The following is a 14,722-nucleotide window of genomic DNA, read 5'->3' on the forward strand; positions in this document are numbered from 1 at the left end:
TCTCTTATAAACAACCTGACGGCGGTTAGTTTGTGATCCCTTTCACGGTGCAAAAATAGCCTCTCGGCCCACCTTTGCACCAATACAGTGCCCAACGACGCAAATGAAGCACCAAAATAGTGCAATATAACTATCCTGGTGCATACTGAATATCAGCAGACCCCTATGATATGGCATAAACGGGGCGTTTGGAAAGTTGGCATAGATTTCGCAATAGACTTTATGACGCAGTTTAGCATGAATAACGGTCATGAAAAATCAGCATGAGCGTTAGCCTGAATAAAAAGATAACTGAACACCCAAACGATAATCGTTCCACGACGACTATGACAAATCCAGGAGATATAAGTATGTCCGCTGAACATGTTTTGACGATGCTGAATGAGCACGAAGTGAAATTTGTTGATTTGCGCTTCACCGATACCAAAGGGAAAGAGCAGCACATCACTATTCCGGCTCATCAGGTCAACGCTGACTTCTTCGAAGAAGGCAAAATGTTTGATGGCTCCTCGATTGGTGGCTGGAAAGGCATTAACGAATCCGACATGGTACTGATGCCAGACGCCAGCACCGCTGTTATGGATCCGTTCTTCGAAGATTCCACACTGATTATCCGTTGTGACATTCTTGAGCCAGGTACCCTGCAAGGCTATGATCGCGACCCACGTTCAATCTCAAAACGCGCAGAAGAGTTCCTGAAATCTTCAGGTATCGCAGATACCGTGCTGTTTGGGCCAGAACCAGAATTCTTCCTGTTTGACGATGTTCGTTTTGGTAGCAGTATCCGTGGCTCTCATGTCGCTATCGATGACATCGAAGGCGCATGGAACTCCAGCACCAAATACGAAGGCGGCAACAAAGGCCACCGTCCGGCAGTGAAAGGCGGTTACTTCCCAGTTCCTCCGGTTGATTCTTCACAGGACCTGCGTTCTACCATGTGTCTGACCATGGAAGAAATGGGCCTGGTAGTAGAAGCGCATCACCATGAAGTGGCTACCGCTGGTCAGAACGAAGTGGCTACTCGCTTCAATACCATGACCAAGAAAGCCGATGAAATTCAGATCTACAAATATGTGGTGCACAACGTGGCACACGCATTCGGCAAAACTGCGACCTTTATGCCAAAACCAATGTTTGGTGATAATGGTTCAGGCATGCACTGCCATATGTCTTTGTCCAAGAACGGTACTAACCTGTTCGCCGGTGACAAATATGCTGGCCTGTCTGAAATGGCGCTGTTCTACATCGGCGGTATCATCAAGCACGCAAAAGCAATTAACGCCTTGGCTAACCCAACGACTAACTCCTACAAGCGTTTGGTCCCAGGCTACGAAGCTCCGGTCATGTTGGCATACTCTGCCCGTAACCGTTCAGCTTCTATCCGTATCCCAGTGGTTGCCAGCCCGAAAGCGCGTCGTATTGAAGCACGCTTCCCGGATCCAGCCGCTAACCCATACTTGTGCTTCGCAGCACTGCTGATGGCTGGTCTTGATGGCATCATCAACAAAATTCACCCAGGTGATGCGATGGACAAAAACCTGTATGACTTGCCACCGGAAGAAGAAGCAGAAATTCCAAAAGTTGCAGGTTCACTGGACGAAGCTATGGCTGCATTGAACGAAGACCGCGAGTTCCTGACCCGTGGTGGCGTGTTCACTGACGACGCTATCGATGCTTATATCGAACTGCGTAAAGAAGAAATGGACCGCGTTCGTATGACTCCGCACCCAGTTGAGTTCGAACTGTATTACAGCGTTTAATTTTAGTTAGCCGTTTTTTTTGTTGCCGTGGAAACTTTTGGCCCATCTTCGGATGGGCTTTTTTCTCCACTTTTCGTTTTCGTCATATTTCCTCTGGCTCAGTCACGACTGAACCGATTAGGATGTATTCACCAAAAGAGTGCAGGAGTCTGCGTAATGGCAACAGGCACGCTGCCCGATGCTGGGCAGATCCTTAATTCTCTCATTAATAGTATTCTGCTATTAGATGATGATTTGGCTATCCATTATGCCAATCCCGCTGCGCAGCAACTTCTGGCGCAAAGCTCTCGTAAACTTTTTGGTACACCCCTGCCCGATTTATTAGGCTATTTTTCTCTTAATATCGACCTGATGCGGGAAAGTCTGATCGCCGGTCAAGGTTTTACCGATAACGAGGTGACCGTAGTTGTTGATGGCCGCGCGCATATTTTGTCGCTGACAGCACAATCACTGCCAGAAGGTTTTATATTGCTGGAAATGGCGCCGATGGATAATCAGCGTCGGTTAAGCCAAGAACAATTACAACATGCACAGCAAGTCGCAGCCCGTGATCTGGTTCGTGGGCTGGCTCATGAGATTAAGAACCCGTTAGGTGGCTTACGGGGGGCAGCACAATTATTGTCTAAAGCATTGCCTGATCCAGCATTGTTGGAATATACCAAAGTGATCATTGAGCAGGCAGACCGCTTACGTAACTTGGTTGATCGCTTATTAGGCCCACAACGGCCCGGTCAACACATCACACAAAGTATCCATCAGGTTGCTGAACGGGTTTGTCAGTTAGTCTCGCTGGAAAAACCGGATAATGTGACGTTAATCCGTGACTATGACCCAAGCTTGCCTGAACTGGCCCATGATCCAGACCAAATTGAACAAGTGTTGCTGAATATCACTCGTAATGCATTACAGGCTTTGGGGGGAGCTGGCGGCACTATTACGCTGCGCACCCGTACTGCTTTTCAGATAACACTGCATGGTATGCGCTATCGTTTGAGCGCTCGCATTGATATTGAAGATGACGGTCCGGGCGTTCCAACGCAATTACAAGATACCGTGTTCTATCCGATGGTAAGTGGTCGCGAGGGGGGGACTGGCCTTGGCTTGTCTATCGCCCGTAATCTTATCGATCAACATTCGGGTAAAATTGAATTCAACAGTTGGCCGGGACATACCGAATTCTCGGTTTACCTGCCTATTCGCCAGTGAGGTTTCTATGCAACGAGGGATAGTCTGGATCGTCGATGACGATAGCTCCATCCGCTGGGTGCTTGAACGTGCACTGACTGGAGCAGGTCTGAACTGTGCAACCTTCGATACCGGTAACCAGGTGTTGGATGCACTCGCGACACAAACCCCGGATGTGTTGTTATCGGATATTCGCATGCCTGGCATGGACGGGTTAGCCCTGCTGAAACAGATTAAGCAGCGCCACCCGATGCTCCCGGTCATCATAATGACGGCACATTCTGATTTGGATGCTGCGGTCAGTGCCTATCAGCAAGGGGCTTTTGATTACCTGCCTAAACCTTTTGATATTGATGAAGCCGTAGCTCTGGTTGAGCGGGCTATCAGCCATTATCAGGAGCAGCAGCAACCGGCACGCAGCCAACCCGCCAGCGGTCCAACCGCTGATATCATTGGCGAAGCACCGGCGATGCAAGACGTTTTCCGCATCATCGGCCGCTTATCTCGTTCTTCTATTAGTGTGCTGATTAACGGTGAGTCGGGTACCGGTAAAGAGTTAGTGGCCCATGCGTTACATCGCCACAGCCCACGGGCTAAAGCGCCGTTTATCGCGCTGAATATGGCGGCGATCCCGAAAGATTTAATTGAATCTGAATTATTCGGCCACGAGAAAGGTGCCTTTACCGGCGCGAATCAAGTGCGCCAGGGTCGTTTTGAACAAGCCGATGGCGGCACACTGTTTTTAGATGAAATCGGTGATATGCCATTGGATGTACAAACCCGCCTGTTACGCGTGCTGGCTGATGGTCAGTTTTATCGCGTCGGGGGTTACGCACCGGTCAAAGTAGATGTTCGTATTATTGCCGCTACCCACCAAAATCTGGAGCTGCGTGTTCAGGAAGGTAAATTCCGTGAGGATTTATTCCATCGTCTGAATGTGATTCGGGTACATCTGCCACCGCTGCGTGAACGTCGTGAAGACATTCCGCGTTTGGCTCGTTACTTCTTGCAAGTGGCGGCTAAAGAGTTAGGTGTGGAAGCCAAAAATCTGCACCCTGAGACCGAAGTGGCGCTAACCCGCCTGCCTTGGCAGGGTAACGTGCGCCAACTGGAAAACACCTGTCGCTGGCTGACGGTGATGGCTGCCGGGCAGGAAGTACTGACTCAGGATTTACCTTCTGAACTGTTTGAAACCAGCACGCCAGATGCTTCAGGTCAGCGGACGCCGGACAACTGGGCAACTCTATTGGCACAATGGGCTGAACGCGCCCTACGTTCTGGTCATCAGGACCTGTTATCTGAGGCACAGCCGGAAATGGAACGCACGCTGTTAACCACGGCATTACGCCATACTCAAGGTCATAAGCAAGAAGCGGCACGTCTGCTGGGTTGGGGCCGCAACACCTTAACGCGTAAGTTAAAAGAGCTGGGAATGGAGTAGTTGGGAGAAAGAGAGTAATTCCTGCCTAAATTCCCCCTCAAGGTAATGTTGACCATTGAGGGGGAACATCATCAGATCACGCGTGAAAACTGCTGCTTGCGCGCCTGTTTCCGTAAATAGATATCGAAACACATACAAATATTACGAATCAGTAAGCGCCCGCGCGGTGTTACCCGAATGCCTTTATCATCCCGCTCCACCAGCCCATCTTGTTCGAAAGGTGCTAGTAGCTCAAAATCTTCAGCAAAATAATCTGCAAAACGAATACCATACTGCTGCTCAATCGGCTGATAGCTGATTTGGAAATTACAAATCAGCGTTTTAATCACATCACGGCGCAAGCAATCATCTTCAGTCATCGCCAAACCACGCCACAGCGCATTGCCACGCTGCTCCACGCAGGAATAGTAAGTCTTCAAATCTTTTTCATTCTGCGCATAGCTGTCACCCAACATGCTGATAGCAGAAACCCCCAAACCAAGTAAATCACTGTCGCCTTGGGTGGTATAACCTTGAAAATTACGGTGTAATTCACCTTCACGCTGCGCAATGGCTAATTCATCATCTGGCCGGGCAAAATGATCCATACCAATAAATTGATAGCCAGACTCAGTTAAGAAACTGATGGTGTGCTGCAAAATATCTAGCCGCTGTTCGGCGCTCGGCAGATCGGCATCTTTAATTTTACGTTGAGCAGCAAACAGACTCGGTAAATGTGCGTAATTGAACACACTCAGACGATCAGGATTCAGCTCTGCCACCCGTTTGAGGGTAAAAGCAAAACTCTCTGGTGTCTGTTTTGGCAAACCATAAATCAAATCGATATTGGTTGAGTTAAAACCAAGGGCTTTAGCGCGGGCAATCAGGGCAAAGATAAAATCCTCATCCTGCTCACGATTAACCAGCCGTTGAACCTCTTTATTAAAATCTTGCACCCCCATGCTTAGGCGGTTAAACCCCTCAGCACGCAGGTGATCAAGGACATCCAGTTCAATTTCACGTGGGTCCACTTCTATTGATTGCTCAGCACCGGGCAGGAAATCAAAGTTTTCACGCAACAGGTTCATCAGGTGGGTAATTTGTATTTTATTCAGGTAAGTGGGCGTACCACCGCCCCAGTGCATCTGGCTAACCTGACGCCCAACAAATAACGCCGCACGCTGGCGGATCTCTTTTTCCAAGACCGCCAGATACTCATCAGCTTTATGCTGTTGCCGCGTCACCAGCTTATTGCAGCCGCAGAAATAACACAGCTTATGGCAAAACGGGATATGCACATACAGCGACAAAGGCCGTTGTGGGTAACGCTTCACTGCCTGCTGAAAAGCAGATTCATTATAATCTTCACTGAATTCGAGCGCAGTGGGGTACGACGTATAGCGCGGCCCTGAATAATTATATTTTTGAATCAGGGATAAATCCCAAACTATAGCCTGCTCAGACATGTTCATTCCTTCCGATATTTGCGCCTACCGGGCCGGTTAGAGGGCAGATGTTTTCGTTGTCTGGCCGCAGTAGCACTGCGCAACCGCTTTCTTCGTTGCGACAGTAGCCATAGTTTACCCAATAACCACACTAGATAACATGTAAGCAGTAGGGCTATTATCGGGATCACCCAATTCATGGTTTAAAATGTATCTTTTGGGTTACCGCGTTTCAGCAATTGCAAAATGTCTTCCTGCTTTTCTTCTGGCGCTTCGTCATCTTCATCGTCGCCCAATTCAATACCCAATTGTTCCATTAGGGCATCAATACGATCCAACGTCAGATCAACATAAGCCTGATCTTCTTTGCTCAATACTTCATCATTATCCAGACGATCCAGCAATGCATCCAGACGCTCATCGTTTTCCAGCTTAGACAGCTCTTCTTCCGGCGTCAGACGTGGCTTAGCTTCAACTTTAGCCACCGGCTTAGTGGTTGGCTTAGCTTTAACCTTACTCTCAACCACCAGCGGCACAGGTACTTTACTGCCGATGCGTGGATCTTTCTCTTGAGTCTCGGACTGGCCCTTCTTATTGCTACCTTCTACATTGGTTCTCGCCCCTGAGCGATTGCCACTGTGTTTCTTCTGACGTTTACGCTCGCGAGCTTCGATATCAAGCTCTACACGGGTCTTTCTAATACGCTTAGGCGTCGCGGTGCCTTTCGGGGCCGCAATATTCGCGCGTGGTGCTTTATTTGGCTGCTTCATAACCTGTGCTCTTAAATGGGTAAATAAGTATGGGATCGGATTTAGTATAGGATTGGGCCGGAATCTAGCAGAAAGAAGAGAAAGAAAAAAGGCGGCAGATTAACCTGTCGCCCTTTTTCGCATCTTCTGCGGCAGGATATCCTTACAGCACACTCCCTGCACTGACATAACAACCGGATATCTCCCTCCTGCAATGCGCCATCCTTGCCATATCTGCGGCCCTCAAGGCAACTTAACCAGCGCGCCTGCCAGTATACCTGAACCCTCTTACTTGAAGGGTATAAAAGATAAACCCCCTTTTTTTTGCCTGATGCAGTTATAATCGCTGCATGTAAGCTATCTCTCACGGAGACGACAAATTTTGACTATTAGAAACTATAACTATCACATGACCCACTTCGTCATCAGTGCTCCGGATATCCGCCATCTGCCACGTGATGAAGGTATTGAGGTGGCATTTGCTGGCCGTTCAAATGCCGGTAAATCGAGTGCACTTAATACGTTAACTAACCAGAAAGGTCTGGCCAGAACCAGTAAAACACCCGGCCGTACTCAGCTAATTAACCTATTTGAAGTCGTTGACGGTATTCGTCTGGTTGACTTACCGGGCTATGGCTATGCTGAAGTCCCGGAAGAGATGAAACTCAAATGGCAACGCGCGCTGGGTGAGTATTTGCAAAAGCGTAACTGTCTGAAAGGATTAGTTGTGTTGATGGATATTCGCCATCCACTGAAAGATTTAGATCAGCAAATGATTACCTGGGCGGTTGCGGTTGGCACCCCGGTTCTATTATTGCTGACCAAAGCGGATAAGCTGGCTTCTGGCGCCCGTAAGGCTCAATTGAACATGGTGCGAGAAGCGATTATTCCATTTATGGGTGATATTCAGGTTGAAGCTTTCTCTTCTTTGAAAAAGATTGGCGTCGAAAAACTCCGGGAAAAACTGGATACCTGGTTTAACGAGATACCACCAGAAGTTATGATTGATGATTATGACGATGAAGGTGAGTAAGCGCTAACAGCAGCCCGCAAGGGCTGTTATCCCCAAGGGTGATGTTTTATATCGCCCTGAGTTAATACCTGGCAATACCACGTCCCCCCTAGAGTAAAAATCATCAAACCATATTTTCACGGGTAATGCCGGGCTGTTTCCCTATCGGTTCGCGAAAAGTGCTCACAAATCCCAATAAAAAACGCCCCAGTCAATAAATGACTGGGGCGGCTAATATATAGCCAAATCCGATTACGTGAAGTAAAAGGTCTGAAAGATAGAACATCTTACCTCTGTACCCTACGTCTGTAACTCTACATCATTTTTTCGCGGGGCAAAAGAATTTTTTGTTGTATAGTTACACAAATTGGCACGATTCAGCGCACATCTTCCCCGCATAATGGCGGATAAATGTAGCTTAATTACATAAAATGCTTTATTTATCGCCACTTACCCACAAAGCTAGTGAGCCTGGTCCCAGTTATCACCAACACCGACATCCACCTTCAGTGGTACCGCCAGTTGCATACTCTGCTCCATCAGTTCACGAATCTTTTGTTCCGCGCTTTCCAATACACTTTCATGCACTTCAAACACTAATTCATCGTGTACCTGCATGATTACTCGCACCAATGGTTCTGGTTCCTGTTGTAACCAGGCATCCACTGCAATCATTGCCCGTTTGATAATATCAGCGGCGGTACCTTGCATTGGCGCATTGATAGCTTCACGTTCAGCAGCTTTACGGCGAGTTGCATTACGAGAATGAATATCTGGCAAATAGAGGCGACGGCCATCCAGCGTGGTGACATAACCTTGATCGGCGGCTTGCTTACGTGTGCGCTCCATGTATTCCAACACACCGGGATAGCGCTCAAAATAGAGATCCATATAGCGCTGCGCCTCTCCACGGGGAATGCTTAGCTGTCGCGCCAGACCAAAAGCGCTCATACCATAAATAAGACCAAAGTTAATGGCCTTGGCACTGCGGCGTTGTTCAGTTGTGACCTTTTCCAGTGGCATACCAAAGACTTCCGCCGCTGTCGCACGGTGGATATCTTTTCCCGCAGCAAATGCAGCTAATAGCCCTTTATCCTGCGACAAGTGCGCCATAATACGCAGCTCAATCTGTGAGTAGTCAGCCGCCATAATGCGATAGCCTTGGGGCGCAATAAAAGCCTGCCGTATACGACGCCCTTCTTCATTCCGCACTGGAATGTTTTGCAGGTTAGGATCACGTGAGGACAAACGCCCTGTCGCTGTCACCGCCTGGTGATAGGAGGTATGGACCCGGCCCGAAACTGGGTTAATCATCAACGGCAGCTTGTCGGTATAGGTACTTTTCAGCTTAGCCAGACCACGATATTCAAGGATCACCTTCGGCAACGGGTAATCTAATGCCAGCTCAGCCAACACTTCTTCATTAGTTGACGCGGCCCCGCCAGGGGTTTTCTTCAAGATCGGCAGTTTTTGTTTTTCGTACAAAATGGTCTGAAGCTGCTTAGGTGATGCCAGGTTGAACGGCTCTTCAGCCAATTCATGAGCCTGTTTTTCTAACTCATCAAGGCGGATAGTCAGCTCTTTTGAATGTGCGGCCAAGATATTCTGGTCAATCAAGACACCAGTGCGCTCGATGCGAGACAGAATTGGCAATAGCGGCATCTCAATTTCCTGGAATACCCGCTTTAACCCTTCACTTTGTTGCAGTTTTGGCCACAGCACCAGATGCAACTGTAGCGTAACGTCGGCATCTTCTGCGGCATAAGGGCCTGCTTGTTCCAACGCAATTTGATTAAAGGTTAGTTGGTTTTTACCCTTACCGGCGATCTCTTCAAAGGTAATAGTTTTGTGGTTGAGATAACGTTCTGCCAGACTATCCATATCATGGCGACCAGCAACACTGTCTAAAACGTAAGATTCCAGCATAGTATCGAAAGCGATACCGCGCAGCTCAATGCCATAACGTGCCAGCATGCTTTGGTCAAACTTGAGATTCTGGCCAACTTTAAAGGCTTTATCGTCTTCCAGTAGTGGTTTTAGCGTGGGCAAAACCCAATCCCGGTCGAGCTGTGCAGGAGAGTCCAAATAATCATGCGCCAAGGGTAAATAAGCGGCTTCGCCTGGTGCAACGGCAAAAGAGATACCAATTAAATTGCTGCTAAGCGTATCCAGGCCGTCAGTCTCAGTATCAAACGCGAAAACCTCTGCTTTTTTGAGGCGCTCAATCCACTCTACTAAGGATTTCTCATCCAAAATGGTCTGATAATTTTCTTGTGATAGTACTGCGGTGACCTCAACCGCATCAGCTGGCTCTACTGCCACAAAAGCTTTATTACTTGTTTGTGCCGTTGGCCGATCTTTTTTACCGTCCAGCCATTTGCCCGCTTCTACATCCACTAACCAGCGCTTAAATTCATAACGGCTGAATAACTGATGTAATTGATCATCATCTGGGGGGGAAACTTTTAGCTCATCACAAGTCACATCCAATTCAACATCTGTTTTAATGGTGGCTAATTTATAGGAGAGATAAGCAACATCTTTATTCTGCTCTAACTTGGCTGACATGGTTTTGGCACCACGGAATGTCAGTGTGGATATTTTATCCAAATTACTGAACAGCGCATCCAGCCCACCCAAACCTTGCAATAAAGCTTGTGCGGTCTTTTCGCCAACACCTGGAACCCCTGGAATATTGTCTGAGGAATCCCCCATTAGTGCTAGAAAATCAATAATCAATTCAGGAGGAACACCATATTTTTCACAGACTTCCTGTGGCCCCAAAATAGCGTTATTCATTGTATTGATTAAAGTGATATTTGGCGTAACTAATTGCGCCATATCCTTATCACCGGTACTGATTAATACAGCATGACCTGCTTTTTCAGCTTCCTGCGCTAAAGTACCAATAACATCGTCGGCCTCAACACCGGAGACAACCAATAAAGGTAGCCCCATTGCCTTAACCATTTGGTGCAACGGCTCAATTTGAGCTCGCAAATCATCTGGCATCGGTGGCCGGTGGGATTTATAGTCAGCGAAAAGCTCATCACGGAATGTTTTACCTTTAGCATCGAATACTACCGCTACATGGCTAGGACGATATTGCAGCAATAGACTGCGCAACATGTTCAACACGCCGTACATCGCCCCCGTTGGTTCACCGCTGCCGTTGGTCAGTGGTGGGAACGCATGGTAAGCACGATAGAGGTAAGAGGAACCGTCAACGAGGATCAATGGGTTTTCTGCAATCTGGGCCATAGGGTTTCTTCATCTTTATTCAGCAAGGTCTAACGCTAAGAATGCCATAGCTGGCGACAAGAGACGAATTTTAGCGTCCATTGTTATGCGAAAGAGAGCATTTTTACGTAGTGATCCTGAAGATCCAATCTGTGGATAACTTTGTGAGTAAAAGCATGTGCAGATTATATCTGCTCTACTTATTTTTTAGAGGTAATATTTAAAATTATAATAATCATATAGTTACATTCATTGTTTTTTTATTTTACTGTCATTTTTTCTTTATCTAAATTGTGGATATTACTTATTCAGTTACAGTCTTAAGGTAAATAAATTCCACGGGTGGATAATTTAGTGTTCTCTCTTTTTTATTACTCACCATCAAGTCGTTTTCTCTTTTTAGCATCGCTAATATCCATACTTATCCATCACTGAAATAAATGAATCTATCGAAAACAACATGGAAAAAAATATAAAATCAGTATTTAGTCGTATTACTGTCACATTAGTAAATATGATGATTCCGTGGCAGAGATAGATACAGAATTGAAATGCTGATGACAATGTAGGGTATTGGATAAGTGAAAGAGGAGCTAACAAAAGCCAGCTCCTCCTTTTGTACAATTACTTTTGGGTCAGTAGGAACTTAACGACATCCGCATACTGTTTAACATAGGTATCCATTGAGCTGGTATCCATGCCATCATTCTTAATCATATATTTGCCATTAACAAACATGGCTGGCACACCACGTAATTGTAAATCTTCAGCCGCTTTTTGTTGTTGAGCAACCAGTGATTTAACGACAAAACTATTTAATGCTGCATCATAATCTTCGCCACTCACACCCGCTTTAATAAAGACATTACGAATATCATCAGGGGTTTGAACAGTTTGTGTTTTCTGTACACCTTCAAACATCAGTGGGGTGATTTTTTCCTCAACGCCCAATGCCATGGCAACAGCCCATGCCTGAGTCAATTGCTTACCTAATGGCCCAAGGAACTCAACATGGTATCGAGTCATTTTTGTCCCTTCTGGCAGTGCTTTTTTTACTGCCTGAGGGATATGATAAACTTCTTCAAACTGAAAGCAGTGCGGGCAATAGAAAGAGAAAAACTCTAAAACCTGAGGCTCACCCGTTACTGGTTTATTTAACGTCTGGTACTGGGTTCCATCCGTAAACTGTGCGGCAGATGCACTGAATGCCATCACCATGCCAACGAGAGCTAACCATACATTTTTCATACTATAACAATCTCCATTATCTTAGCTTTAGTACATTGGCATCAGCTGCAAAGGGGGTACCTGCAACAGCTTAACCTGTTCTGTAAATGATGCAGTCTGCTGTAACCAAAAATCAGACTCCGCCATCCACGGAAAACTTTTCGGAAATGCAGGGTCCTGCCAACGTCTGGCGACCCATGCAAGGTAATAAACCATGCGCATTGCGCGTAAAGGTTCAATCAATGCAAGTTCACGCTGATCAAAATCAGCAAACTCACCATAAGCTTCCAGCAAGATATCCAACTGGATCAATTGCTCTCTGCGCTCGCCGTGTAATAACATCCACAAATCCTGAACCGCCGGACCATTTCTGGCATCATCCAAATCGACGAACATTGGCCCATCACGCCACAAAATATTACCAGGATGGCAATCACCATGTAGCCGCAACGGCTGCCAATCGGTGTGCCAATACTGCTTAATGGTGGCGATCAACAGATCGGTTGCCGCCAGAAACTTGTCTTTCTGTTTTGCCGGCACTAACACACTGCTGGCCAGTAACTGACGTGGCTCGGTCAGATATTCCTCAATATCCATCGTTGGCCGGGCAACAAAAAGTCCATCGCTACCCACCTGATGAATTCTGCCGAGAAAACGGCCCACCCACTCCAGTTGATCAAGATTGTCTATTTCATATTGCCGCCCACCGACACTTGGGAACACAGCAAAGAAAAAGCCGCCATGAGTATGCAAAGTTTCGCCGTTTAGTGCTAATGGGGCGATAACCGGAATCTCCGATTCTGCCAAATCAAGCGAGAACCGATGTTCCTCGATAATTTGTTCACTGCTCCAACGCTCGGGGCGATAAAACTTCACCACATACCGTTTACGATCTTCATCCATAAACTGATAGACGCGGTTCTCATAACTATTAAGCGCGGTTAACCCTGAATCCACCCGTAACCCTACAGCCTCAAGGGCGTCCATAATCAGGTCTGGAGACAAAGTCTGAAAATTAAAAGCAGAATTGTTCATAACAACATTCAGTCTGTATAAGTAACAGCGGCGCGCTGAGAATAAGAAATAGTATCATTAAAGCCCCCTCCCTACGCAGACAGGAGTGTGACTAATCTTTAATGATGCCACGAGCTCTCAATAATGCTGTTTTAAAATCCTCTTCATAATCCTTTTTCAGTCCTGGAATCACTTCCGTTGATGCCGAGCCACGCATTTTCAGATGATAAATAAGAATATCGTCTGTCAAATCTGCGAAATTACCTTCAAAACCAGCTTCCTCTGACAATTTTTGTAAAAACTGCACCAGATTTAAATCAGGTTCTTGCTGCCAGGCCGGATGTAAAAGCTCAATCAGTTCATTAACACGATGACATTTCATAGCGAAGTTATCCTATTCAAAAATATGCTGACAAAGTAGCAGGGATATTCACACAGGGAAAGAGAGCCTATTGTCAATAAAAGTAAATCCTGACCTGTTCACCTATTTGAAGATACAATCCCATAGTCAGTTTAATACCGTGGAGTGATGGAAATGCGACCTAATATTACAGGCGTTATTCTTGCTGGAGGCCTTTCGTCCAGAATGGGCGGGAATGATAAAGGATTAATCTCCCTAAATGGAAAGCCACTGTATCGACATGTGATTGATAGATTAAGACCGCAGGTTGAGAACTTACTGATTAATGCTAATCGTAACCAAGCCCTCTATCAACAAAGTGGCGTTCCCGTCATTAACGATATCATTACTGGCTTTGTAGGCCCATTGGCTGGCATGCATGCTGGATTAAGCCATTCAACTACCGAATGGGTTGTCTTTGCTCCCTGTGACGTTCCTATGCTTCCACTTAATCTGGTTTCTCAACTCTGGCAGTCAAAAGGGCAGGCTCTTGCTGCTTATGTTAGTGATAGCAAACGTGAGCATCCAACATTAGCTTTAATGCATGTTAGTCTTAAGCCAACGCTAGCAAGGTATCTGGCAAAAGGGGATCGTAAGTTAATGATATTTATGACGAGTATTAATGCGCAAAGAGTGGTATTCAATGGGCAACTCAATCAATTCAGTAACCTAAATACTCCCGCAGATTGCGAGTTATGGGAACAAGCTAAAAGAGAGCCATTATGAGCAGCAAGACGCCCCCGTTACTCGGTATAGCCGCGTACAGTGGTACAGGAAAAACAACCTTACTAAAACACCTGATCCCCTTACTTCAACAGCGCCAAATCCGCGTTGGCTTAATCAAACATACTCATCACAATATGGAAATTGATACACCGGGCAAAGACAGTTATGAATTGCGTAAAGCTGGAGCCCATCAAACGTTGGTTGCCAGTGATTGCCGCTGGGCATTAATGACAGAAACGCCAGAACAGCCGCCGATGGATCTTCACTATCTGGCTAGTCGATTAGATACATCAACTATCGATTTGATTTTGGTTGAGGGTTTTAAGCACGAGCCGATCAGCAAAATTGCTCTTTATAGAGCAGCTGTAGGTAAGCCTTTCGCTGGTTTGATTGATGAATACGTTATCGCTTTGGCAAGTGACGAGCCGATAGATACTGTAGTAAAGCAATTAGATATTAATCAACCAGATCAGATCGCAGAGTTTATTTATAACTGGCTCAAGATGGATCAGTCAGAGCTATAAAAACAAAAAAAAGCCACCTA

At 46.4% G+C, this 14,722-nt stretch carries 12 protein-coding genes; 6 read left to right on the top strand and 6 right to left on the bottom strand.

The window, feature by feature from the left end; all coding sequences use genetic code 11:
• Nucleotides 1–350 precede the first annotated feature (350 nt).
• The 3 genes from glnA (at nucleotide 351) to glnG (ending at nucleotide 4,386) form a co-directional block, all read left to right on the top strand.
• A complete protein-coding gene (gene glnA, locus V1956_RS01910; protein ID WP_004392048.1) occupies nucleotides 351–1,760 on the top strand; it encodes a glutamate--ammonia ligase in 1,410 nt (469 codons plus the stop codon).
• Nucleotides 1,761–1,916: 156 nt separating this feature from the next.
• On the top strand, nucleotides 1,917–2,966 hold the full coding sequence (glnL, locus tag V1956_RS01915; RefSeq protein ID WP_083161629.1) for a nitrogen regulation protein NR(II): 1,050 nt from the start codon (nucleotides 1,917–1,919) through the stop codon (nucleotides 2,964–2,966).
• Between the two features lie 7 nt (nucleotides 2,967–2,973).
• On the top strand, nucleotides 2,974–4,386 hold the full coding sequence (gene glnG / locus V1956_RS01920; RefSeq protein WP_042568869.1) for a nitrogen regulation protein NR(I): 1,413 nt from the start codon (nucleotides 2,974–2,976) through the stop codon (nucleotides 4,384–4,386).
• A 71-nt stretch (nucleotides 4,387–4,457) separates the two neighbouring features.
• On the opposite strand, the gene hemN is transcribed toward glnG, so the two are convergent.
• Together hemN and yihI are read right to left on the bottom strand one after the other, a co-directional pair.
• Entirely contained in the window at nucleotides 4,458–5,831 is a 1,374-nt protein-coding gene (gene hemN / locus V1956_RS01925; RefSeq protein WP_372560162.1) for an oxygen-independent coproporphyrinogen III oxidase, read from the bottom strand.
• A 182-nt stretch (nucleotides 5,832–6,013) separates the two neighbouring features.
• Nucleotides 6,014–6,580 carry a Der GTPase-activating protein YihI gene (yihI, locus tag V1956_RS01930; RefSeq protein WP_083161625.1) on the bottom strand — a complete coding sequence of 189 codons (567 nt, stop codon included), beginning with the start codon at nucleotides 6,578–6,580 and terminating at the stop codon, nucleotides 6,014–6,016.
• A gap of 361 nt (nucleotides 6,581–6,941) precedes the next feature.
• Between yihI and yihA the strand changes: the two genes are divergently transcribed.
• A complete protein-coding gene (gene yihA, locus V1956_RS01935) occupies nucleotides 6,942–7,592 on the top strand; it encodes a ribosome biogenesis GTP-binding protein YihA/YsxC (protein ID WP_372560163.1) in 651 nt (216 codons plus the stop codon).
• Nucleotides 7,593–8,033: 441 nt separating this feature from the next.
• Here the strand turns inward: yihA and polA are convergent, their stop codons facing one another.
• The 4 genes from polA to V1956_RS01955 all read right to left on the bottom strand — a co-directional run bounded on the left by polA (nucleotide 8,034) and on the right by V1956_RS01955 (nucleotide 13,434).
• Complete coding sequence (polA, locus tag V1956_RS01940) at nucleotides 8,034–10,832, bottom strand: DNA polymerase I (protein WP_442824760.1); 2,799 nt, start codon at nucleotides 10,830–10,832, stop codon at nucleotides 8,034–8,036.
• 603 nt (nucleotides 10,833–11,435) lie between these two features.
• Nucleotides 11,436–12,059: a thiol:disulfide interchange protein DsbA gene (dsbA, locus tag V1956_RS01945; protein ID WP_083161621.1), complete on the bottom strand. Its 624-nt coding sequence runs from the start codon at nucleotides 12,057–12,059 to the stop codon at nucleotides 11,436–11,438.
• A gap of 27 nt (nucleotides 12,060–12,086) precedes the next feature.
• Nucleotides 12,087–13,073, bottom strand: a complete 987-nt coding sequence (locus V1956_RS01950; protein WP_372560165.1) for a serine/threonine protein kinase — start codon at nucleotides 13,071–13,073, stop codon at nucleotides 12,087–12,089.
• Between the two features lie 91 nt (nucleotides 13,074–13,164).
• Nucleotides 13,165–13,434, bottom strand: a complete 270-nt coding sequence (locus tag V1956_RS01955; RefSeq protein ID WP_083161617.1) for a YihD family protein — start codon at nucleotides 13,432–13,434, stop codon at nucleotides 13,165–13,167.
• Between the two features lie 153 nt (nucleotides 13,435–13,587).
• Here V1956_RS01955 and mobA point away from each other — a divergent pair, with 153 nt between their 5' ends.
• Together mobA and mobB are read left to right on the top strand one after the other, a co-directional pair.
• Nucleotides 13,588–14,178, top strand: coding sequence for a molybdenum cofactor guanylyltransferase MobA (gene mobA / locus V1956_RS01960; protein ID WP_372560166.1), 591 nt, complete (start codon nucleotides 13,588–13,590; stop codon nucleotides 14,176–14,178).
• A complete protein-coding gene (gene mobB / locus V1956_RS01965) occupies nucleotides 14,175–14,702 on the top strand; it encodes a molybdopterin-guanine dinucleotide biosynthesis protein MobB (RefSeq protein ID WP_372560167.1) in 528 nt (175 codons plus the stop codon). The genes mobA and mobB overlap by 4 nt, the downstream gene beginning before the upstream one ends.
• The last annotated feature ends 20 nt before the right edge of the window (nucleotides 14,703–14,722 follow it).

The organism is Yersinia sp. 2540 StPb PI (genome assembly GCF_052217165.1).
Classification (GTDB): domain Bacteria; phylum Pseudomonadota; class Gammaproteobacteria; order Enterobacterales; family Enterobacteriaceae; genus Yersinia; species Yersinia enterocolitica_E.

Excerpts from the sequence above, each read along its gene's own strand:
- glnA (WP_004392048.1), top strand. The coding sequence starts at position 351 with ATGTCCGCTGAACATGTTTTGACGATGCTGAATGAGCACGAAGTGAAA.
- glnL (WP_083161629.1), top strand. The coding sequence starts at position 1,917 with ATGGCAACAGGCACGCTGCCCGATGCTGGGCAGATCCTTAATTCTCTC.
- glnG (WP_042568869.1), top strand. The coding sequence starts at position 2,974 with ATGCAACGAGGGATAGTCTGGATCGTCGATGACGATAGCTCCATCCGC.
- hemN (WP_372560162.1), bottom strand. The coding sequence starts at position 5,831 with ATGTCTGAGCAGGCTATAGTTTGGGATTTATCCCTGATTCAAAAATAT.
- yihI (WP_083161625.1), bottom strand. The coding sequence starts at position 6,580 with ATGAAGCAGCCAAATAAAGCACCACGCGCGAATATTGCGGCCCCGAAA.
- polA (WP_442824760.1), bottom strand. The coding sequence starts at position 10,832 with ATGGCCCAGATTGCAGAAAACCCATTGATCCTCGTTGACGGTTCCTCT.
- dsbA (WP_083161621.1), bottom strand. The coding sequence starts at position 12,059 with ATGAAAAATGTATGGTTAGCTCTCGTTGGCATGGTGATGGCATTCAGT.
- V1956_RS01950 (WP_372560165.1), bottom strand. The coding sequence starts at position 13,073 with ATGAACAATTCTGCTTTTAATTTTCAGACTTTGTCTCCAGACCTGATT.
- V1956_RS01955 (WP_083161617.1), bottom strand. The coding sequence starts at position 13,434 with ATGAAATGTCATCGTGTTAATGAACTGATTGAGCTTTTACATCCGGCC.
- mobA (WP_372560166.1), top strand. The coding sequence starts at position 13,588 with ATGCGACCTAATATTACAGGCGTTATTCTTGCTGGAGGCCTTTCGTCC.
- mobB (WP_372560167.1), top strand. The coding sequence starts at position 14,175 with ATGAGCAGCAAGACGCCCCCGTTACTCGGTATAGCCGCGTACAGTGGT.